The organism is Synechococcus sp. CS-1326, from assembly GCF_025128115.1.
Lineage (GTDB): Bacteria > Cyanobacteriota > Cyanobacteriia > PCC-6307 > Cyanobiaceae > Regnicoccus.
In genome coordinates this window covers 1-18,957 of record NZ_JAHLYV010000029.1, presented here as the reverse complement: position 1 = coordinate 18,957, position 18,957 = coordinate 1, and the positions used below count along the sequence as shown (strand labels likewise).

Annotated in this window: 23 protein-coding genes and 1 tRNA gene; 9 read left to right on the top strand and 15 right to left on the bottom strand. The window is 64.6% G+C overall.

Annotated features, from left to right (window positions below):
- Positions 1-278: 278 nt before the first annotated feature.
- Entirely contained in the window at positions 279-1,388 is a 1,110-nt protein-coding gene (locus tag KQ307_RS11605) for a DUF389 domain-containing protein (protein WP_259728031.1), read from the bottom strand.
- Between the two features lie 121 nt (positions 1,389-1,509).
- Here KQ307_RS11605 and crtR point away from each other — a divergent pair, with 121 nt between their 5' ends.
- Positions 1,510-2,550, top strand: coding sequence for a beta-carotene hydroxylase (crtR, locus tag KQ307_RS11600; protein WP_259728030.1), 1,041 nt, complete (start codon positions 1,510-1,512; stop codon positions 2,548-2,550).
- Positions 2,551-2,552: 2 nt separating this feature from the next.
- On the opposite strand, the gene gatC is transcribed toward crtR, so the two are convergent.
- Together gatC and KQ307_RS11590 are read right to left on the bottom strand one after the other, a co-directional pair.
- A complete protein-coding gene (gatC, locus tag KQ307_RS11595; RefSeq protein ID WP_259728029.1) occupies positions 2,553-2,846 on the bottom strand; it encodes an Asp-tRNA(Asn)/Glu-tRNA(Gln) amidotransferase subunit GatC in 294 nt (97 codons plus the stop codon).
- A 77-nt stretch (positions 2,847-2,923) separates the two neighbouring features.
- Entirely contained in the window at positions 2,924-3,718 is a 795-nt protein-coding gene (locus tag KQ307_RS11590; protein ID WP_259701363.1) for a creatininase family protein, read from the bottom strand.
- A gap of 91 nt (positions 3,719-3,809) precedes the next feature.
- Here KQ307_RS11590 and KQ307_RS11585 point away from each other — a divergent pair, with 91 nt between their 5' ends.
- Positions 3,810-4,112: a DUF6679 family protein gene (locus KQ307_RS11585; RefSeq protein ID WP_259701364.1), complete on the top strand. Its 303-nt coding sequence runs from the start codon at positions 3,810-3,812 to the stop codon at positions 4,110-4,112.
- 51 nt (positions 4,113-4,163) lie between these two features.
- On the opposite strand, the gene KQ307_RS11580 is transcribed toward KQ307_RS11585, so the two are convergent.
- The gene (locus tag KQ307_RS11580) at positions 4,164-4,307 is read right to left on the bottom strand and encodes a hypothetical protein (RefSeq protein ID WP_259701365.1); all 144 of its coding nucleotides are present in this window, start codon (positions 4,305-4,307) and stop codon (positions 4,164-4,166) included.
- A 114-nt stretch (positions 4,308-4,421) separates the two neighbouring features.
- Between KQ307_RS11580 and KQ307_RS11575 the strand changes: the two genes are divergently transcribed.
- Positions 4,422-5,066: a DNA-3-methyladenine glycosylase gene (locus tag KQ307_RS11575; protein ID WP_259701394.1), complete on the top strand. Its 645-nt coding sequence runs from the start codon at positions 4,422-4,424 to the stop codon at positions 5,064-5,066.
- Positions 5,063-6,094 carry an aspartate carbamoyltransferase catalytic subunit gene (locus KQ307_RS11570; protein WP_259701366.1) on the top strand — a complete coding sequence of 344 codons (1,032 nt, stop codon included), beginning with the start codon at positions 5,063-5,065 and terminating at the stop codon, positions 6,092-6,094. The genes KQ307_RS11575 and KQ307_RS11570 overlap by 4 nt, the downstream gene beginning before the upstream one ends.
- 3 nt (positions 6,095-6,097) lie before the next feature.
- Here KQ307_RS11570 and KQ307_RS11565 read toward each other — a convergent pair whose 3' ends face one another.
- The 4 genes from KQ307_RS11565 to KQ307_RS11550 form a co-directional block, all read right to left on the bottom strand.
- Positions 6,098-6,436 carry a DUF565 domain-containing protein gene (locus tag KQ307_RS11565; RefSeq protein ID WP_259728028.1) on the bottom strand — a complete coding sequence of 113 codons (339 nt, stop codon included), beginning with the start codon at positions 6,434-6,436 and terminating at the stop codon, positions 6,098-6,100.
- Positions 6,437-6,634: 198 nt separating this feature from the next.
- The gene (locus tag KQ307_RS11560; RefSeq protein ID WP_259701368.1) at positions 6,635-6,835 is read right to left on the bottom strand and encodes a hypothetical protein; all 201 of its coding nucleotides are present in this window, start codon (positions 6,833-6,835) and stop codon (positions 6,635-6,637) included.
- A gap of 99 nt (positions 6,836-6,934) precedes the next feature.
- Positions 6,935-7,096: a PCP reductase family protein gene (locus KQ307_RS11555; protein WP_259701369.1), complete on the bottom strand. Its 162-nt coding sequence runs from the start codon at positions 7,094-7,096 to the stop codon at positions 6,935-6,937.
- Between the two features lie 143 nt (positions 7,097-7,239).
- Positions 7,240-7,312 (bottom strand) — tRNA-Ala (locus tag KQ307_RS11550).
- 148 nt (positions 7,313-7,460) lie between these two features.
- Here KQ307_RS11550 and KQ307_RS11545 point away from each other — a divergent pair.
- The 5 genes from KQ307_RS11545 to KQ307_RS11525 all read left to right on the top strand — a co-directional run bounded on the left by KQ307_RS11545 (position 7,461) and on the right by KQ307_RS11525 (position 12,456).
- Positions 7,461-7,670: a DUF2555 domain-containing protein gene (locus tag KQ307_RS11545; protein WP_259701384.1), complete on the top strand. Its 210-nt coding sequence runs from the start codon at positions 7,461-7,463 to the stop codon at positions 7,668-7,670.
- A complete protein-coding gene (gene coaBC, locus KQ307_RS11540) occupies positions 7,660-8,970 on the top strand; it encodes a bifunctional phosphopantothenoylcysteine decarboxylase/phosphopantothenate--cysteine ligase CoaBC (protein ID WP_259728027.1) in 1,311 nt (436 codons plus the stop codon). Before KQ307_RS11545 ends, coaBC begins: the two co-directional genes overlap by 11 nt.
- A gap of 81 nt (positions 8,971-9,051) precedes the next feature.
- Positions 9,052-9,870, top strand: coding sequence for a photosystem II manganese-stabilizing polypeptide (gene psbO, locus KQ307_RS11535; protein ID WP_259701386.1), 819 nt, complete (start codon positions 9,052-9,054; stop codon positions 9,868-9,870).
- A 110-nt stretch (positions 9,871-9,980) separates the two neighbouring features.
- Positions 9,981-11,825 (top strand): ATP-dependent zinc metalloprotease FtsH3, encoded by a 1,845-nt coding sequence (gene ftsH3, locus KQ307_RS11530; RefSeq protein ID WP_259701387.1) that lies wholly within the window; start codon positions 9,981-9,983, stop codon positions 11,823-11,825.
- A 10-nt stretch (positions 11,826-11,835) separates the two neighbouring features.
- The gene (locus KQ307_RS11525) at positions 11,836-12,456 is read left to right on the top strand and encodes a bifunctional 4-hydroxy-2-oxoglutarate aldolase/2-dehydro-3-deoxy-phosphogluconate aldolase (protein WP_259728026.1); all 621 of its coding nucleotides are present in this window, start codon (positions 11,836-11,838) and stop codon (positions 12,454-12,456) included.
- A gap of 60 nt (positions 12,457-12,516) precedes the next feature.
- Here the strand turns inward: KQ307_RS11525 and KQ307_RS11520 are convergent, their stop codons facing one another.
- The 7 genes from KQ307_RS11520 to psbA all read right to left on the bottom strand — a co-directional run bounded on the left by KQ307_RS11520 (position 12,517) and on the right by psbA (position 18,938).
- On the bottom strand, positions 12,517-12,756 hold the full coding sequence (locus KQ307_RS11520; protein WP_259728025.1) for a hypothetical protein: 240 nt from the start codon (positions 12,754-12,756) through the stop codon (positions 12,517-12,519).
- Positions 12,757-12,788: 32 nt separating this feature from the next.
- A complete protein-coding gene (locus KQ307_RS11515) occupies positions 12,789-13,361 on the bottom strand; it encodes a hypothetical protein (RefSeq protein ID WP_259728024.1) in 573 nt (190 codons plus the stop codon).
- 4 nt (positions 13,362-13,365) lie between these two features.
- Positions 13,366-14,454: a chorismate synthase gene (gene aroC, locus KQ307_RS11510; protein WP_259728023.1), complete on the bottom strand. Its 1,089-nt coding sequence runs from the start codon at positions 14,452-14,454 to the stop codon at positions 13,366-13,368.
- Between the two features lie 66 nt (positions 14,455-14,520).
- Positions 14,521-15,306: an ATP-binding cassette domain-containing protein gene (locus tag KQ307_RS11505; RefSeq protein ID WP_399242171.1), complete on the bottom strand. Its 786-nt coding sequence runs from the start codon at positions 15,304-15,306 to the stop codon at positions 14,521-14,523.
- A 28-nt stretch (positions 15,307-15,334) separates the two neighbouring features.
- Positions 15,335-16,510, bottom strand: a complete 1,176-nt coding sequence (devC, locus tag KQ307_RS11500) for an ABC transporter permease DevC (protein ID WP_259728022.1) — start codon at positions 16,508-16,510, stop codon at positions 15,335-15,337.
- Positions 16,507-17,613 (bottom strand): efflux RND transporter periplasmic adaptor subunit, encoded by a 1,107-nt coding sequence (locus tag KQ307_RS11495; RefSeq protein ID WP_259728021.1) that lies wholly within the window; start codon positions 17,611-17,613, stop codon positions 16,507-16,509. Before KQ307_RS11495 ends, devC begins: the two co-directional genes overlap by 4 nt.
- 245 nt (positions 17,614-17,858) lie before the next feature.
- Positions 17,859-18,938, bottom strand: coding sequence for a photosystem II q(b) protein (psbA, locus tag KQ307_RS11490; protein ID WP_259728032.1), 1,080 nt, complete (start codon positions 18,936-18,938; stop codon positions 17,859-17,861).
- Positions 18,939-18,957: the final 19 nt, after the last annotated feature.

Sequence of the window (18,957 nt, the reverse complement as noted above, 5' to 3'; positions counted from 1 at the left end):
TCCCAAGGAATCGTCTCGGATAGGGTCGCTAACGTAGGCTTCTTCTGCTGAAGCCTGTGGATGCGCTTCTCCTCATCCCAGAATCCACGCTGTCCCATTCAGCTGTGTTGAACTGAACCAATTCTATTGCTTATTTCAAAGCCTGTTAGGGAGCGACGTAGATTTTTCGAGGTGCCCTTCATTCATTTCTCCATATCAATTGAACGTCAGATGTTCTGGGCCGATTCAGGAAGGTGTCTGGGCAAGTGATCGGATGCTGATCTGTGGGCGACACGCTCCTAAGTCCCGGGCTCAGAAGCATCCGTCTCCTGTGCTTCGCCCTGCGGCAACGGCCGGGCTTCCTGGGCCGGCAGCACCTCCAGTTCGGGGGGATTCGGAGCGGTTTCCGGACCGATCAGATCCACGGCGGTGCGCTGCACCACCAGCCGGAAGCGCAGTGGTGCCTGGTTCGTGTTGATGAAGTCCTGAACAGCTGCCACCTGGTTCGAGCTGGGTACGGCCGGATCAGTGACCCGCACCCGGGCTCGGATCAGTGGTGGGTTCTTCTGCCAGTCGATGCTGATCCCGACGAGATCGATGGCTGGATCGCCGCCGAGCGTGATCGTGCTGCTGCGCAACCGCTGCTCGATCACGGCCTCCAATTGCTGCGCCTTGGTCTCCCGGCGGGAGCGATCCAACAGGCGAAAAAAGCTGCCGCCAAGCGGAACCACCAGCAGGGCGGTGAGCACCAGGCTGGTCAGACCGAGCCTGCTGTGCAGCAGTCGTCCCCGGTAGACCCGCTCAAGTGTCCCCAGGGTTGCCATCGCCCCCACCATGATCCCCAGCAGGTTGGTGGCGAACAGCAGCAGCGCCCCATAGGCCTGCGCCCAGAACGCCGAGGCCAGCAGCAGCCCCACCACGCAGATCGGTGGCACCAGGGCCACGGCGATCGCCAGACCGGCCAGGGCCGAGATCGCGTCTTTTCTGAGCTTGGCGTACATCGCCACGGCGCCGGCCACCAGAGCCACCCCCAGGTCCAGCAGGTTGGGGCTGGTGCGGTTCATCACCTCGCTGCCGAAGCTGGGGAAGGCCACCAGATGGCCCACCGCCATGGCCAGCAGCAGACAGATCGCCACCCCGAGCATCAAGGTGCGCAGCGCCCGCAGGAACATCGGCAGGCGACCCCGCAGGATCTCGAACGCCATCGACTGCAGCGGCAGGATCCAGGGGGCCACCACCATGGCGCCGATCACCACCCCCGGACTGTTGGCCAGCAGCCCCAGGGTGGCGATCAGGGTGGCCCCCACGGTGAGCACCACGAACACCTGGCTGAAGCGCGCTTCGTGCTCGAACTCCTTTCGCAGTGCTACCAGCCGTCCGTCGTCGCCAGCGGTGCCCAGGCTGCTCATGGCCGCGGGGGATGGGGCTCCCCCACTCTGTTGTCAATCAGCCCTGAATTCGCTCTTCGGTGGGCCATTCATTACCCGTAAGGTGGGGCACGATGTTTGGCTGGGGCACCGTATCGAGGCGATGACACAAGTTCTGGCCAAGACGCCTCCCCAGCGTGCCGTCACGGCCAGCCCGGCTCCGTTGTCGCGTTCGGTGCCGCGCCAGTACCTCGACCCCCCAGCGGCCTGGAACCCCACCGTGGTCCTCTTCCTGGCTGGCTACGGATTGGCCGGCCTGACGATCTGGGGCTGGTTCGTCGGCCAGTGGCCCCTGGCGCTGTTGTTGTCGCTTGGCTTCATCGCCCTGCACCTGGAGGGCACCGTCATCCATGACGCCTGCCACAATGCCGCCCACCCCAGCCGCTTCTGGAACGCGGTGATGGGGCATGGTGCCGCCATCCTGCTGGGCTTCAGCTTCCCGGTGTTCACCCGGGTGCATCTCCAGCACCACGCCCATGTCAACGATCCGAAACTGGATCCGGATCACATCGTGTCCACCTTCGGGCCACTGTGGTTGATTGCACCGCGCTTCTTCTATCACGAGGTGTTCTTCTTCCGCCATCGCCTCTGGCGACGCTGGGAACTGCTGGAGTGGGGGCTGGCGCGTGGTTTGTTCCTGACCATCGTGATAGCCGCCGTGAAATTCGGCTTCCTGCCGTTCATCTTCAACTGCTGGTTTGCTCCTGCCCTGATGGTGGGTGTCACCCTTGGCCTCTTCTTCGATTATCTTCCCCACCGCCCCTTCCTTTCCCGCAGCCGTTGGCACAATGCCAGGGTGTATCCAAGTCGGCTGATGAACTGGTTGATCATGGGCCAGAACTATCACCTTGTTCATCATCTCTGGCCCTCGATTCCCTGGTTCGAGTATCAGGATGCCTACCGGGCTACCCAGCCCCTGCTCGATGCCAAGGGCTCCCCGCAACGGCTCGGGCTCTTTGAAACCCGCCAGGATGGGATCAACTTTCTCTACGACATCTTTTTCGGCATCCGCAGCCACAAGCGCCGCCGCAGTCGGCTCAGGCCCCTTGCCGCCCTGATGCCCACGGCCCGCTCCCGCCGCCATGTGCTGGCCCTGCTCCATCGCACGGCCGTTTCGCCGAAGCCCCGCCCCTCCCTGTCCTGACCTCAGTCGGCCAGGATTTTTGGAACCCGGATAAAATCACCCTCCCGCTGGGGGGCAAGCTCCAGCAGCTCGTCGCGCACGGGCGTGGGATTCACCACATCCCGGCGGGTCACGTTCACCACCTCCACAGCCCGGGTGGTGGGCGGAACTCCGGCGGTGTCCACCGTTTCCAGGTGGCCCACGTAGTCGAGGATCCGCTCCAGCTGGCTGGTGTAGGTGGTCACCTTGTCTTCGGCCAGATCGAGCCGGGCCAGCAGGGCCACCTTGCGCACGTCTTCGGCAGTGATCCTTCCCATCGCTTCGATGCCTCGCCTGGCTCAGAACCTAGCGGTCCGCGCCGCCCCGTCCCTGCGGCGCAGGACGGCCAGGCTGTTCAGCCGGCCGGTTCGGCATCGGAGAGGAACGCCTCCAGATCGCCGGCCAGGGCCGTGGCGGCCAGATCCAGGAAGCGGGCACCATCGGCCGCGCTGGCCAGGAAGGGGTCGGAGCCCATCCGCCCATCCGGGTGGCGTCGCCGGAAATCCTCCGGCCCATGGATCGGCCCGGCCGGCGCTGATTCCGGCAAGGGCCGCTGCTTGGCGATCAGGCTGGGCTCCAGGTGCAGGGTGAGGGCGATCTCGCTGGGGGTGGCGTGGTGCCCTTCCCGTTCCCCGTACAGATCCCGCGCCTCTCGCATCACCGGCCCCGCCATGAACCAGTTGGCCAGCCTGCAGCGCAACCGGGGGGCGGTGGCCAGTCCGCGGAGCGTCGCGGCGCCATAGGCCTCGGCGAAGGCGGCCCGACAGGTGGCGATGTTGCCGCCATGGCCGTTGATCACGAAGATCCGCTCGAAGCCGTGTCGGGCCAGTGACAGCACCACATCCTGGAGAACGGCCAGCAAGGTGGAGGGCTGCAGGCTGATCGTGCCGGCGAAGCCCAGGTGGTGTTCGGCCATGCCGAAGGGCTGGGGTGGTGTCACCAGCACACCGGTGCGCCGCCCCACCTCCAGGGCGACGGCGTCGGCGGTGAGGGCGTCGGTGCCGATCGCTCCGGTGGGGCCGTGCTGTTCGGTGGAGCCAAGCGGCACGATCACCCCCTTGCAGGTGGTGAGATAGGCCTCCACCTCAGGCCAGCTGCGCAGCTGCAACCTGATGGCTTCGTGCTGGTCGACGGCTCCAGGGGTGGTCATGGCGTGGTGGTGTAACGGTTCCCTGCATCATCCCTAGGATTGGCACTGTCCGGACCTGATCCGGCCACGGCTGGCTGCCGCCGGAGAAGGAATGCTGCATCGCAAGCTCGATCAGTTCTGCAGTGAGCAACGCCCGGTCTGGGTGTACCTGCGGGATCAGCAACGCTGGATCGAGAAGGCCCTGGTCGTGCAGATCGAAGGGGATCTGGTCACCCTCCGCTATGACGCAGAAGAGGACGACGAACTGCACAGCTGGGAAGAGAGTGTTCGGCTCGAGTCGATCGGTGCGGTCAGCACCCGCCTGGCTTTCTTCAGCCGCAGCACCCAGGCCGAAGACCTCGAAGTTGCTGAAGATTGCCCGGAATCGGAGCAACTGCGCAGCAGCCAGGGATGAAGCTGGATCCGGTTCAGCGGCCTGGATTCCGATCGGCTCTCAGATCGGCTCTCAGTGCGCCGTGCCATTGCCTTCATAGGCTTCGGTGTCGTAGTAGCCGCCCCGGGTGCCGAAGTAGAGCGTGGCCAGACAGAACAGGCCGCTGGTGGCCAGCAGCACGGTGCCGAGGTTGAAACCGGAGAGGGCGCTGGACACAAGTGGAGGGCGGTGGAGTCTTCGAGCCGGAACGATCTGAAATCGTTGACTTCCTCCAGTCTGCCGCTTCCGCCCCACCAGGACCCTCTCCCGGAGCCGCTTCGCGTCGAACCCCTGACCGCTCCCCTCCCCCCGGCCTTCTTCAGCCGTCCCGCCGAGCAGGTGGCTCCGGAGCTGGTGGGCTGCCTGCTGGTGCGGCGGTTCGAGGCGGATCGCCTGCTCTGGGGGATGGTGGTGGAAACGGAGGCCTATTGCCAGAGCGAGCCGGCCTGCCACGGCCATCGCCGCCGGTCGCCGGCCAATGAGACCCTGTTCGGGCCGCCTGGTCGCTTCTACGTTTATCTGATCTATGGCCTGCATCACTGCGTGAATGTGGTGACCCACCGCGATGACTGGGCCAGCGGGGTGCTGTTGCGGGCCGTGGCCATTCCGGGTGAACCGGAGCGGGTCGCCGCTGGTCCGGCCTTGCTGGCCAGACGTTTCGGGATCGATCGCCGTTTCGATCGCCAGCCACTGGCTCCCGCCAGCGGTGCCTGGCTGGCCGCCCGTCCGGCTCCTTTCGGCGCTTGGCTGGCGGCCCAGGCCGCGCTGGGAAACACCCCGATCCTGGCCAGCGGCCGGATCGGGGTGTCCCAGGGACAGGAGCTGCCCTGGCGCTGGTATCTGCGGGCCAGCCGCAGCGTCAGTCGCCGCAGCCGGGGGGATCGTGCCCCCCGCGGCCCTCTGGCTTTCTCGCCCGGGCCAGGGGGGTTGCCGTGAGCTATCGCTGGACCCATCGCCACGTGCTCGATCTGGCGGCCTTCTCGCTGGGCGATTTCGTCACGGTGCTGGAGCTGGCCCAGCGCTTCCGCTCGTTGCCCAGCACCGGAGCCCGCCGCTTGCCGGCCCTGCAGGGCAAGCTCGTCACCAGCCTTTTCTTCGAGCCGAGCACCCGCACCCGCAGCAGTTTCGAGCTGGCCGCCCGGCGCCTCTCCGCCGATGTTCAGACCTTCTCGCCGTCCTCCAGCTCCCTGGCCAAGGGGGAAAGCCTGCTGGACACAGCCCGCACCTATGTGGCCATGGGGGCGGATGTGCTGGTGGTGCGCCATCGCTGTGCCGGGGTGCCGCAGGCCCTGGCGCGGGGCCTCGATGCAGGGGGTGGCGCGCGGGTGGCGGTGCTCAACGGCGGCGATGGACTCCACAGTCACCCCAGCCAGGGGCTGCTCGATCTCTTCACCCTGGCTCGGCATTTCTCTCCCGCTGCCCCCACCCCGGACGCTCTGCGGGGAAAGCGGGTCGTGATCGTCGGCGATGTGCTCCACTCCAGGGTGGCCCGCTCCAATCTCTGGGCCCTGAGCGCCTGTGGCGCCGAGGTGGTGCTGTGTGGCCCCGCCACTCTCCTGCCGGAATGCTTCAGGGCCTTCGTGGCGGCCCCGCCGCCTGGCCAACCGCACGATCCGGTCGAGCGGCGCGGCGGGATCAGTGTTGTGCGCAGTCTGGAGGAGGCTCTACCGGGCGCCGACGCGGTGATGACCCTGCGCCTGCAGCAGGAGCGCATGGACCAGAACCTGCTGACCAGCCTGGAGAGCTATCACCGTCGGTACGGCCTCAGCCATCGGCGCCTTGAGCTCTGTGGCCAGGCGGTGCCGGTGCTTCATCCCGGTCCGGTGAACCGGGGTGTCGAACTGAGTGGTGAGCTCCTCGACGATCCAACCGTCTGCCTTGTGGACGAGCAGGTCCGCAACGGCATTCCGGTCCGCATGGCCTTGCTCTATCTGCTGGCGGCGGCGGAGACGCCGGGGCCCTGAGCCTCAGAGCAATTTGAAGCCTTCCAGCAACAGGCCATACAACCAGCCGACCCTGGCGGCGTCGATCAGCTGAAGCAGCAGTCTGTCGCCGCTCTGGAGCAGGAGCTGTCGGCGGCTGCGCACGCTCAGCTCGATCGGCACCACGCAGAGCAGGGCGGCCAGGGGATCCAGATAGCCCATCGCTCCGGTGAGCATGCCGATCGCACCGCCGAAGAAGAAACCGCTCAGCAGGATGATCAGCTGGAGGGAAAACCGCCGCCATGGATTGGCTGCCCAGCGTTCCAGCCGCTGAGCGGCCTGACCAACCTGACGCTGCAGGCGAGTTTGCTGCAGGCGGCTCACGGCATGGGTGGGCAGGCGCTCCGGTTGGCGATCCCCATCACCCGACCCAGCTGCCTGCCGAACCCTTCTTACACCATTTCTGGAGTGCTGGGGAGCTCCTGACCCCATCCATAGGGGATTTCAATCAAACCAGCCGGGGTTCGCAACACAACCAGCTGTCCCACGGCCCCCTGCCGGGGCCAGGATTCAATCCCGGGGTCAGGCTTCGCTTTCCTTGTTCTTGCGGGAACCCTTGCCCTCCAGCAGCTCCAGCAGGGCCTCCATCTGGGCCATCACGCCCCTGACCTCGCCGGCTTCCGGCAGCAACCCATCCTCCATCACCCCCTGATGCATTTCGCGCAACTCCTGGCGGATGTAGCGAAGGTGACTGACCACCTGTTCTCGCTTTGATTGCGACATGGAGCAGGCGTCGGACAGATCCCTCTCTTTTACCTTATCGTCGGCCAGGGCTCCCGGCCGTGAACCGCAGCGTGGACCGCTGCACCGCCACCTGGGCGATCATTTGCGGGCGAACCGGGCCCGGGCTTCCGCGTAGAACGCCGGATCGATGCTGCTGATACCGGCTTCAGCGGCCAGGCCCTCGATGCGGCGGCGAACTGCCGGCCGCACGAAAAAGGGCACCTCCTTGAGTTTCTGTTCAGCAGCTTCGGTCCAATCCATCGTTTCGGATCGCAGCGGTACCAAGCCATTCCATTGTGCCGCGCTCTGCCGCACCTCCAGCCAGCCATCCTGGCGGACTGACTGATTCGCTGATGTCAAACAGACTGTGAGAGCGGATCAGGAATGCCAATCAGGAATCACAATGGAGAATAGGGGACTCGAACCCCTGACCTCTGCGGTGCGATCGCAGCGCTCTACCAGCTGAGCTAACTCCCCCCTGGATTGCAACTTATCACCGGCTTTCGAGCAGCCATTGCGCCCCGGGATGCGATGAAATGAGGGTTGAGCACTTCTCCTGAACACCGTGGTCGAGCCCATCTCTGCGTCTTCCTCCAGCCCAGCTGATCCAGCGGCGTCGGCTTCCATGGCGGAATCGATCACTCTCGAGCGGCTCGAGGCCTTTGATGAGGCCTCCACAGCTGCCCTCGCCCAGCGCCTCGACGACGACGACTATCCCTCCCCGTTCGCCGGGCTGCAGGACTGGCACCTGATGCGGGCTCTGGCGATCCACAGGCCTGATCTGGCCCGCCCCTATGTCCACCTGGTGGATCAGGAACCATTCGATGAGGAATGAGGCGGCGGTGCTCCCCGATCCGCTCAGCGGCCGCCGGGTGCTGGTGGGCATCAGTGGCAGCATTGCGGCGGTGAAGCTGCCGCTGCTGGTGAGTGCCCTGGCCAAGCGCGGCGCCGAGCTGCGCTGTGTGGTCACCCCCAGCGCCGCCCGGCTGGTCAGTCCGGTGTCCCTGGCCAGCCTGAGTCGCCATCGCTGTTTCCTGGATGCCGATCAGTGGAGCGCCCAGGCCCCGCGTCCGCTCCACATCGAGCTGGCCGAATGGGCCGAGCTGGTGTTGGTTGCGCCGCTCAGCGCCACCAGCCTGGCCCGTTGGGTTCATGGTCAGGCTGACTCCCTGCTGGCCAGCACCCTGCTCGCCTGCGAGGCCCCGATTCTGGCTGCGGCGGCGATGAACACGGCGATGTGGCGCGCCGAGCCGGTTCAGCGCAACTGGCGGCATCTGCTGGCCATGGAGCGGGTGCTGCCCCTGCTGCCCGGAGCGGGCCTGCTGGCCTGTGATCGACAGGGCGATGGGCGCATGGCGGAATCCACCGTGCTGCTCCTGGCCCTGGAATCGCTGTCGCTGTGGGGCTGGCGGCGCGACTGGCAGGGTCGGCGGTTGCTGGTCACGGCTGGACCCACCCAGGAAAGCCTCGATCCGGCCCGCTGCCTGACCAACCCAAGCACCGGGCTGATGGGGGTGCTGCTGGCCCAGGCGGCCCGGTTGCGGGGTGCCCGGGTGGATCTGATCCACGGGCCGCTGCGGGTGGATCCGGCTCTGCTGGAAGGGCTTGAGTGCCATCCGGTCCAGAGCGCGGCCCAGCTGCAGGCGGAGCTGCGGAGGCTGCAGCCCCGGATGGAGGCCATCGCCATGGCGGCCGCGGTGGCGGATCACCGCCGCGCCGCACCGCTGGTCGGAAAAGTTGCGAAGCACGACCTGCTCACCGCCCTGGAGAGGGGTTGGCAGGAGGTGCCTGATCTTCTGGCGGAACTGGTCGCCCACCGGCCCGCCGGCCAGAAATTGCTGGGTTTCGCCGCCCACTCCGGCGATGTGCTCTCCCAGGCCGGCGTCAAGTTCGCGAGCAAGGGCTGCGACCTGCTGTTCGCCAATCCGATCGATCAGGCGGGAGCCGGTTTCGGATCAGCCACCAACCGTGGCTGGTTGCTGGGCCCAGGCCTGGCTCAGGCTGAGATCCTGCCGGCCAGCAAGCTGGCAGTGGCCCATCAGTTGCTCACGGCGCTGGGCGCCCTGCTCGAGCCGCTGGCCGTGGCTGCCGGGCCCTCTGCCGATCCGGTTGTTGAGAGCCGCAACAGGCTCTGAGGCAAGGGGAATTTGATCGGTAAGATCGCCGGTGGCGCACCGTTCACTCGGTTTTTCACCCTGCCCGTGCGGCTTCTCCCCATGCGTTTCCGACCTCTGCTGGCTCTTGTGCTGGCGCTCTGCCTCACCCTTGTCACGGCCTGCAGCGGTGGCGCCAAGGCTGTGGAGCGGGCCAATGTCACCTACGACGACATTGTCAACACAGGCAAGGCGAACGACTGCCCCACCCTCCCGGATTCCGCCCGCGGCTCGATTCCCCTGGATGGCTCGATCCGCTACCAGCTCCGCGACATCTGCCTTCACCCCTCCGAGGTGTTCGTCAAGGGGGAACCTGCCAACAAGCGCCAGGAAGCTCAGTTCGTGGCCGGCCGGATCCTCACCCGCTTCACCTCCAGCCTTGATCAGGTCTATGGCGATCTGAAGGTCACCGGCGATGGCCTCAGCTTCAAGGAGCTCGGTGGCATCGACTTCCAGCCGATCACCGTGCTGCTGCCCGGCGGTGAAGAAGTGCCCTTCACCTTCTCGAGCAAGGAGCTGCTGGCCACCGCTTCGGGCTCCTCGATCAGCACCAGCACCGATTTCGACGGCAGCTATCGCGCCCCCAGCTACCGCACCAGCAACTTCCTGGATCCGAAGGGACGGGGCCTCACCAGCGGCTACAGCAGTGCCGTCGGCCTCGTGCCTGCCGGCGACGACGAAGACCTCACCACGGAGAACGTCAAGCAGTACGTGGACGGCAAGGGAACCATGAACCTGTCGATCACCAAGGTGGACAGCAGCACCGGTGAATTCGCCGGGGTGTTCACGGCGATCCAACCCTCCGATACCGACATGGGCGGCAAGCTTGCCGTCGACGTCAAGATCACCGGCCAGCTCTACGGACGGCTGGAGGAGGCCTGAGTCGTCCCAGCCGCTGGAGTCCTTAGGATGAATGGCCATCCCCGGGGCTCCGGCAGCGGATCCTGAGAGGTGGTTAACATTACTTCACCTTCTGATCGAGGCTTTCCAGGTTGAACAAGCGCTGGCGCAATGCGGGGCTCTACGTGCTCCTGGCCGTTGTCGTGATTGCGATCGGCACGGCCTTCCTGGATCGCCCTGATCCTGCCAATGCACCTCGCAACCTTCGCTACAGCGATTTTGTGGAGGCCGTTCAAGGCAACCAGATCGCCCGGGTGCTGATCTCCCCCGACCGGGGCACAGCCCAGGTCGTCGAGAACGACGGCGGCCGCGCCCTTGTCAACCTCGCTCCCGACAAGGACCTGCTCAAGCTGCTCACCGACCACAACGTCGACATCGCTGTGCAGCCCAGCCGGGAGCCGACAGCCTGGCAATCAGCCATCGGCAGCCTGCTCTTCCCCCTGCTGCTGTTGGGTGGGCTGTTTTTCCTGCTGCGCCGCGCCCAGGGTGGGGGCGGCAACCCGGCGATGAGCTTCGGCAAGAGCAAAGCCCGCGTCCAGATGGAGCCCCAGACCCAGGTCACTTTCGGGGATGTGGCTGGCATCGAAGGGGCCAAGCTTGAGCTCACCGAGGTCGTCGACTTCCTCAAGAATCCCGACCGCTTCACGGCCGTCGGCGCCAAGATTCCAAAAGGTGTTCTGCTGGTTGGCCCACCGGGCACTGGCAAGACCCTCCTGGCCAAGGCGGTCGCAGGAGAGGCCGGTGTGCCGTTCTTCTCGATCTCCGGCTCAGAGTTTGTCGAGATGTTCGTGGGGGTTGGCGCCAGCCGGGTGCGCGACCTGTTCGAGCAGGCCAAGAAGAATGCCCCCTGCATCGTCTTCATCGATGAAATCGATGCCGTCGGTCGCCAGCGGGGCGCGGGCCTCGGTGGTGGAAACGATGAGCGGGAGCAGACCCTCAACCAGCTGCTCACCGAGATGGATGGGTTCGAGGGCAACACCGGCATCATCATCGTGGCGGCCACCAACCGCCCTGATGTGCTTGATTCGGCGCTGATGCGTCCGGGTCGCTTCGATCGTCAGGTGGTTGTCGACCGGCCTGATTACAACGGTCGGCTACAGATTCTGGCAGTTCATGCCCGTGGCAAGACCCTGGCCAAAGATGTGGACCTTGATCGGGTGGCCCGTCGCACGCCCGGCTTCACGGGAGCCGACCTCGCCAACCTGCTGAACGAGGCGGCCATCCTGGCGGCCCGTCGTCAGCTCACCGAAGTTTCAATGGACGAAGTCAACGACGCGATCGAGCGCGTGATGGCTGGGCCTGAGAAGAAGGATCGGGTGATGAGCGAAAAGCGGAAGCGTCTTGTCGCATATCACGAATCCGGCCATGCCTTGGTCGGTGCCCTGATGCCCGACTACGACCCCGTCCAGAAAATCAGCATCATTCCGCGTGGACAGGCCGGTGGCCTCACCTTCTTCACCCCCAGTGAGGAACGCATGGAATCCGGCCTCTATTCCCGTGCCTATCTCCAGAACCAGATGGCAGTGGCTCTCGGCGGTCGGGTTGCTGAAGAAATCGTCTATGGCGAAGACGAAGTCACCACCGGCGCCTCCAATGACCTTCAGCAGGTGGCCCGGGTCGCCCGTCAGATGGTTACCCGCTTCGGCATGAGTGATCGGCTCGGACCGGTTGCCCTCGGCCGTCCCCAGGGAGGGATGTTCCTGGGCCGCGACATCGCCGCCGATCGTGACTTCTCCGAGGACACCGCCGCCGCGATCGACGAGGAGGTTGGGTTGTTGGTCGAGCAGGCTTACCGGCGCGCCAAGGCGGTTCTGATCGACAACCGCGCGGTGCTTGATGAGCTGGCCGAAATTCTGGTGGAGAAGGAAACGGTCGACGCCGAGGAACTGCAGGAGCTGCTGATCCGCAGTGACGTGCGAGTGGCTGAATACGTCTAGTCCTTTGGCCTTGCTGGCCTCCCTGCGGAGGCAGCCGCTGCTGGTCGTGCTCCGTTGCCAGGCCACTCCAGAGGCTCTTGCCACCATTGACCAGCTCCATCGAATCGGGGTGCGGCACATTGAGCTCGCCTGGAGAGATGATCCCGGCTGGATCGATTTTTGTCTGAGTCTTCAGCGGAGCTACCCCGATCTCCTCTTCGGTTCCGCCTCGGTTTGCCACCGCGCTGCCCTGGAGGCAACCGCTGCAGCAGGCCTGGGCTATGCGATGTCGCCGATCCTCGACCCAGAGCTGTTGGACCAGGCTGACCAGCTCGGGCTCACCTTGGTGCCCGGTGTGATGACCCCCACCGAAGTCGATCGAGCCCGTCGCCTCGGTTGCCGTCTGGTGAAGTTGTTCCCAGCGGCGAATCTGGGACCCCACTACTGGCGACAGCTGGAAGCGCCACTCGGAGTCTTGCCGTTCTGCATTGCTGCTGGAGGCTTGCAGTTGGCAGCGGTGCCTGACTGGCTGGCGGCGGGTGTTGATGCTGTGGCTCTCGGCGGAGCTCTCTTTGCTGGCAGGGATGGATCCTTCCAGCTGGATCCCGGCCTGAACGGTTTGCTGCACTGGCTCGACGCTCGCCCGCACTAGCAGATTTCTGGCCTGCGTCGAGCGCCTTGAGTTGTCAACTTCAACACAGAGGTGTTACCACTAGGAGACATCACGGCTCATTCGATGGCTCAGCTCACGATTCAGCTCAGCAGCAAGGCCGAGGCATTGATTGCGCAGCTCCAGAAGCAGATTTTCAACCGCCGCCGCAAGAAGGTCTCCGCAGCCGGGGTCGTCGAAACCCTGCTTGAAAGTGGGGCGAAGTCCCAGTCGGATAAGCGCTTCGCAACCTCCTGGCGAAATCTGGTCGATGACATCGAGAAGGCCGCTGAGATCACCCACAGGCACGGCACCAAGCCAGCTGCGATCAGTGATCAGGAGTGGGCCCTGATCCTTTCCCATCGGAGCCGTAACGGCTCTGGCAGCGATGCTTCTGTTGCGGCCAGGCCCCTTCCACGCCAGACCGCGTCCACCAAGTCGACCACCAAGTCGGCCGCCAGGTCGACACCCCGCTCGAAGGCCACCACCACTGTTGCTGCGGCCAAACCAGGCGCTGCCACCGCAGCCAGCCGCCCAGCCAAGCTCAGCCCTGCGAAAGCGTCCCTCGCCTCCGCTGGGTCTTTGAAGTCGGAGCCCATCAAGGCGGCCCGCACTCCCGCAAAGCAGGCCAGGACAACGCCGAAGCCAGCTGCGAAGTCAACTGCTAAGTCAACTGTGAAGTCAACTGCAAAGGCGATAACGAAGACAGCTCCGAAGACGGCTCCGAAGACGGCTCCGAAGACAGCTCCAAAGCCAAAGGCCACCGCTGCGGCCAAGTCAACGGCTTCTTCTTCCCTGGCCAAGCGCATGGCCAAAGCCGTGAGCAGGCTCAGCACATCCACCGTTGCCCCGCTCAGCAACGGCGATGGTCCCCTGACGCCATCGGCCCCGCCGGCTGTTCCAGCCAACTAGCTACCAGAGGCTGCACTGAGCCTGCTGACGCAGCAGGTGGTCGGCCAGCACCAGAGACACCATCGCTTCCACCATCGGCACCGCCCGGGGCAGCACGCAGGGGTCGTGGCGGCCCTTGGCTTCCAGCACCGTGGCCTCGCCGGCGGCGGTGATCGTCTGCTGGGCCTTGCGGATCGTGGCGGTGGGTTTGAAGGCCACCCGCAGCACGATGTCCTCGCCGTTGCTGATGCCCCCCTGGATGCCGCCGGAGTTGTTGGTGGCGGTGCGCAGGCTGCCATCGCCGGTGGCGATGAAGGCGTCGTTGTGCTCACTACCCCGCTGCAGGCTGCCGCCGAAGCCCGAGCCGATCTCGAAGCCCTTGGTGGCCGGCAGCGACATCACCGCCTTGGCCAGATCGGCTTCCAGCTTGTCGAAGACCGGCATGCCCAGCCCCACCGGCGCACGGCGCACCACGCACTCGATCACGCCGCCGCAGGAATCACCCTCGCGGCCGATCGCCTCGATCCGCTCGATCATCCGCTCGGCGCAGGCGGCATCAGGGCAACGCACGATGTTGGCCTCCACGTCGTCGAGGCTCACGCTGGCTGGATCGATCGTGGCCTCGATGGTGTGAATCCGCTTCACCCAGGCGATCACTTCGGTGCCATGGGCTCTGGCCAGCAGTTGCTTGGCGATGGCACCGGCGGCCACCCGGCCGATCGTTTCCCGCGCCGAGGCCCGGCCGCCGCCACTGCGGGCCTGGATGCCGTATTTGGCCTGGTAGGTGGCATCGGCGTGGGAGGGACGGAACGCCACCTCCATCTCCTTGTAATCGTTGGGCCGCTGGTCCCTGTTGCGCACCACCATCGCGATCGGCGTGCCCAGGGTGACCCCATCGAGCAGGCCGCTGAGGATCTCGACGCGGTCGTCTTCCTTGCGGGGGGTGGTGATCTTGCTCTGGCCGGGCTTCCTGCGGTCGAGCTCCGCCTGAATGGCCTCAAGATCGAGCGCCAGCCGTGGCGGGCAGCCATCGACGATGACGCCCACGCCACCGCCGTGGGATTCACCGAAGGTGCTGATGCGGAAGAGGTGTCCGAAGCTGCTGCCCATGGGCTGGAGCCTACTGAAACGCTCCGACTGCGGTTCTGCTGGTTCGACCGCCGTGGGGCATCGGCTTCAGCTGCCGGTTTCCCTCATCCTGCCAACGAAGGCCGCTTCGGCCTCCTTGCTGGCCAGGGCGCCCTCATCGACAATGATGATCCGGTCGGCCACATCGAGAATCTTGTTGTCGTGGGTCACCATGATGATCGTGGTCTTGTGATTGGTGGCCATCTCACGCATCAGATTAACCACATTGCGGCCTGATTCCTTATCGAGGGCCGCGGTGGGCTCATCGCCGAGCAGGATCTTCGGTTGCGCCACCATGGCCCGGGCAATCGCCACCCGCTGCCTCTGGCCGCCGGAAAGATTGGAGGGAAAGTAGTCTTCCCGATCGCCGAGACCGACTTTCTCGAGCATTTCTGCCGCCAGCCTGTCCATGTCTTCCTCGTAATACTGATCGTGCAGTTCGAGGGAGAGGCGCACGTTCTTCCTGGCGTTGAGGAACATCATCAGGTTGTGGGCCTGGAAGATGAAGCCCACATTGAGGCGCAGCTTCGCCAGGACCTCCTTGCCGGCTCCATGGAGTTCCTCGCCGAGGATCTTCAGGCTGCCGTCCTGGCAGGCCCGCAAGCCGCCCAGCATGGTGAGCAGGGTGGTCTTGCCGGAACCGGAAGGCCCTGTGCAGATCACGATCTCGCCCGGCTGAATGTCGAGTGTGATGTCCTTGAGGGCTTGCTTGCGGCTGTCGCCGCTGCCGAACCAGTGGTTCACGTGTTTCAGGGAGATCACGGGCTCACCGGTGGGCAGGGTTTCACCGGTGGGCAAGGAATCGCCGGCGGGCAGAGATTCTTCAGTGGGCACAGTTTCACCAGTGGGCACTGATCCGGATTCAGAAGACATCGGCTGGATCGAGTTCCACCAATTTGCGGGTGGCCAGGGCGCCGGATCCCACGCACATCACGAAGGTGAGGATCAACACCTGCAAGGCCCGGTTCACGGTCATGAACACCGTGAGCTTGGTGACGTTGGCCAGCAGGCTGTAAAGACCCATGGAGATGATCACACCCGGCACGAAGCCGATCACCGCCAGAATGGCCGACTGCTGGATCACCACGCTGATCACAAAGGAATCGGTGTAGCCCATCGCCTTCAGGGTGGCGTACTGGGGCAGATTGTTCATCACGTCACCGAAGAGGATCTGGTACACGATGATGCTGCCCACCACGAAGCCCACCAGAACGCCGAGGGAGAAGATGAATCCCACCGAGGAGTTGCGCTTCCAGTAGTTCACCTCCAGTTCGGCCAGTTGAGTGCGGGTGAGCACCTTCACGTCTTTCGCCATCAATGGCTGCAGGGCGGCCTGCACGGCGCTGGCGGAGCTGCCTGGCCGCAGGCGGATCAGGCCCAGTTGGATCATGCGTTGATCCGCCTTGGGGAACATGTAGAGAAAGGTGTTCTCGCTGACGATCAGATTGGCCTCGGCCGCGAAGGTGGCCCCCATCGAGAAGGTGTCGATGATGCGGATCGATTTGCCGTTGATCTCGAGTGGATAGACGCCATCACGCTTCACGACGCCGGCGACATCGCCGTATTGCTTTTTGGAGTTGCGATCGAAGAATGCGCTGCGCAGCGGCTGCAGCCGGAAAGGATCGTTCTCGAGTTCAGGAAAGGCAAGGGAGGGCTTGGTGAGATCCACCCCGAAGGTGTAGATGTCGTAAGACTGCCGGGTGGCGGGGGTGATCCAGACGCCCCGCGAGATGCGCAGTGGCGAGATGCTCTCCACCCCTTCCACCCCGAGGGCCTGGTAGAGCCGGCTGCGTTGGAAGGTCTGCAGCGAGGCGAAGTTGCTGTAGCCCTCACTCACCATCACCAGATCGGCGCGGAGGCGGTCGATGGGTTTGCGCTGGCTGTTGTAGAGGCTGTCCAGCAAACCCAGCTGAAAGAACATCAGCAGGTTCGAGAAGCTCACACCCGCCAGGGCGATCATCATCTTCACCGGATTGTTGGTGACCTGCAGCCAGGCCACCGGGGTGCGTTTCAGCAGCTTGCGCAGGGGGCTGATCATGGCGCCGGTGCCGGCTTGGGGTCGAACACCACGTTCACCTGGAGATTGGAGGCATAGCCGATCCGCTTCTGCTCGGAGTCATTGAGCTGGAGGTTCAGCTTCACCTCGAACACCCGTTGGTCCTGATTCTCACCAGGCTCCCCGGCAAAGATGGTCTGCTTCTGCACCTGCGGAATCACCTGGTATACCTTGCCCTTGAGGCTGCCCTCGATGCCGTCGGCGGTGATGGTGGCGCCCTGGCCCATGCCGATCATGCGCATGTCGGTCTGATAGACCTCTGCCGTCACGACCATGCGGCTGGTGTCGGCCATCTCGAGGATGCCCTGGTCGCTCACCTTGTCGCCTGGCCTGGCGATGATCTTGAGGATGCGCCCGTTCTGGGGCGCGCGCACCGTGGCGAACTCGAATTCCTGACGGGCCCGGTCGCGGGCGGCGACCGCCTTTCGCAATTCATTGTTGGCGGTGGTGATGTCTTCGGGGCGCACCTCCTTGATCTGCTCCAGGGTCTGCCTGGCGCTCTCGATGTCAGAGCGAAGGGTGAGCAGGGTGCCGTCGCGGGTTTCGATCGCCTTGGCCAGATCGGCAGCACTGGTCTCGGAGCGGGTGCGGTAGCGGTCCCGCTCGAGCGCCGATACGCCCCCATTGGCGTACAGGCCGTCGTAGCGCTGCTGTTCAACCCGTGCCTCGTTGGCTTTGGCGCGGGCGGCATTGACGGCCTGATCCTGGGCGAGCTTCTGGGCGGCCAGCTTGCGCTCCAGGCTCTGCACGTTGAACTCCTGCGCGCGGATCTCACCCTGCTTGGCACCGGCCCTCACCTGTGCCAGCTTGCTCTGGGCCACGGCCACATTCTCGTTGGCCTCGTCGTAGGACGCCTTGAGGGTGCCGTAGCTGTTCAGCCGGGCCAGGGGTGTCCCGCGCGTCACCCAGGTGTTCTCCTCCACCAGGATGTCTTCGATGCGGTCGCCGCTCAGAGAGCTCGACACAGCCACTTTGCGGATCTTGGTTTCAGGCTCGATGCGCCCCAGTGCGGACACACGCCGAGCTGCGGCGACAGGGGGCGGACCGGCTGGTTTCGGCTGGCAGCCCTGCAGGGTTGCACCCATTCCGATCCAGGAAAGCCCGATCAGAGCGATCGCCAGACCCCCTGGAGATGGGTTCCGCCGTTGCTGGCGATGGGCGATGCTTCCTCCGCAACGAACCTGGGAATACGTGCTCACTTTAGGCAGCTCCTTGTGCCCAAGCCCAGGGGGAAACTGGCATGTGCCAAAAAAAAGCCCCCGCCATGGCGGAGGCTTGGCTTCAATCCACGCGAAGCAGTTGGTGGACCCTATGGATCCACCAGCCTGGATCAGCCGATCGCCGGAGCGATCAGGGCCACAGGGGTGGCTTCTGCAGAAGCCAGATCGAGCGGGAAGTTGTGAGCGTTGCGCTCGTGCATCACTTCCATGCCAAGGCCTGCACGGTTCAGCACATCAGCCCAGGTGTTGATCACGCGGCCCTGGCCATCGAGGATCGACTGGTTGAAGTTGAAACCGTTCAGGTTGAAGGCCATCGTGCTCACGCCCAGGGCGGTGAACCAGATGCCGATTACCGGCCAGGCGGCCAGCAGGAAGTGCAGGCTGCGGCTGTTGTTGAAGGAGGCGTACTGGAAGATCAGGCGACCGAAGTAGCCGTGGGCGGCCACGATGTTGTAGGTCTCCTCTTCCTGGCCGAACTTGTAGCCGTAGTTCTGGCTCTCGCTTTCGGTGGTTTCACGCACCAGCGAGCTGGTGACGAGCGAACCATGCATCGCCGAGAACAGCGAACCACCGAACACACCGGCCACACCCAGCATGTGGAAGGGGTGCATCAGGATATTGTGCTCGGCCTGGAACACCAGCATGAAATTGAAGGTGCCGGAGATGCCGAGGGGCATGCCGTCGGAGAACGAACCCTGACCGAAGGGGTAGATCAGGAACACAGCTGAAGCAGCGGCCACTGGGGCGCTGTAGGCCACGCAGATCCAGGGACGCATGCCGAGGCGGTAGGAGAGTTCCCACTCACGGCCCATGTAGCAGAAGATGCCGATCAGGAAGTGGAAAATCACCAGCTGATAGGGGCCACCGTTGTAGAGCCACTCATCGAGGCTGGCGGCTTCCCAGATCGGGTAGAAGTGCAGGCCGATCGCATTGCTGGAGGGAACAACAGCACCGGAGATGATGTTGTTGCCATACATCAGTGAACCAGCGACGGGCTCACGGATGCCGTCGATGTCAACGGGAGGTGCAGCCACGAAGGCCACGATGAAGCAGATGGTGGCAGCCAGGAGGGTGGGGATCATCAGCACACCGAACCAGCCCACGTAGAGGCGGTTGTTGGTGGAGGTGACCCACTCACAGAACTGACTCCAGGCAGAAGCGCCTTGGCGCTGCTGAAGAGTTGAGGTCATGAGGACGAGAGATAGTGCC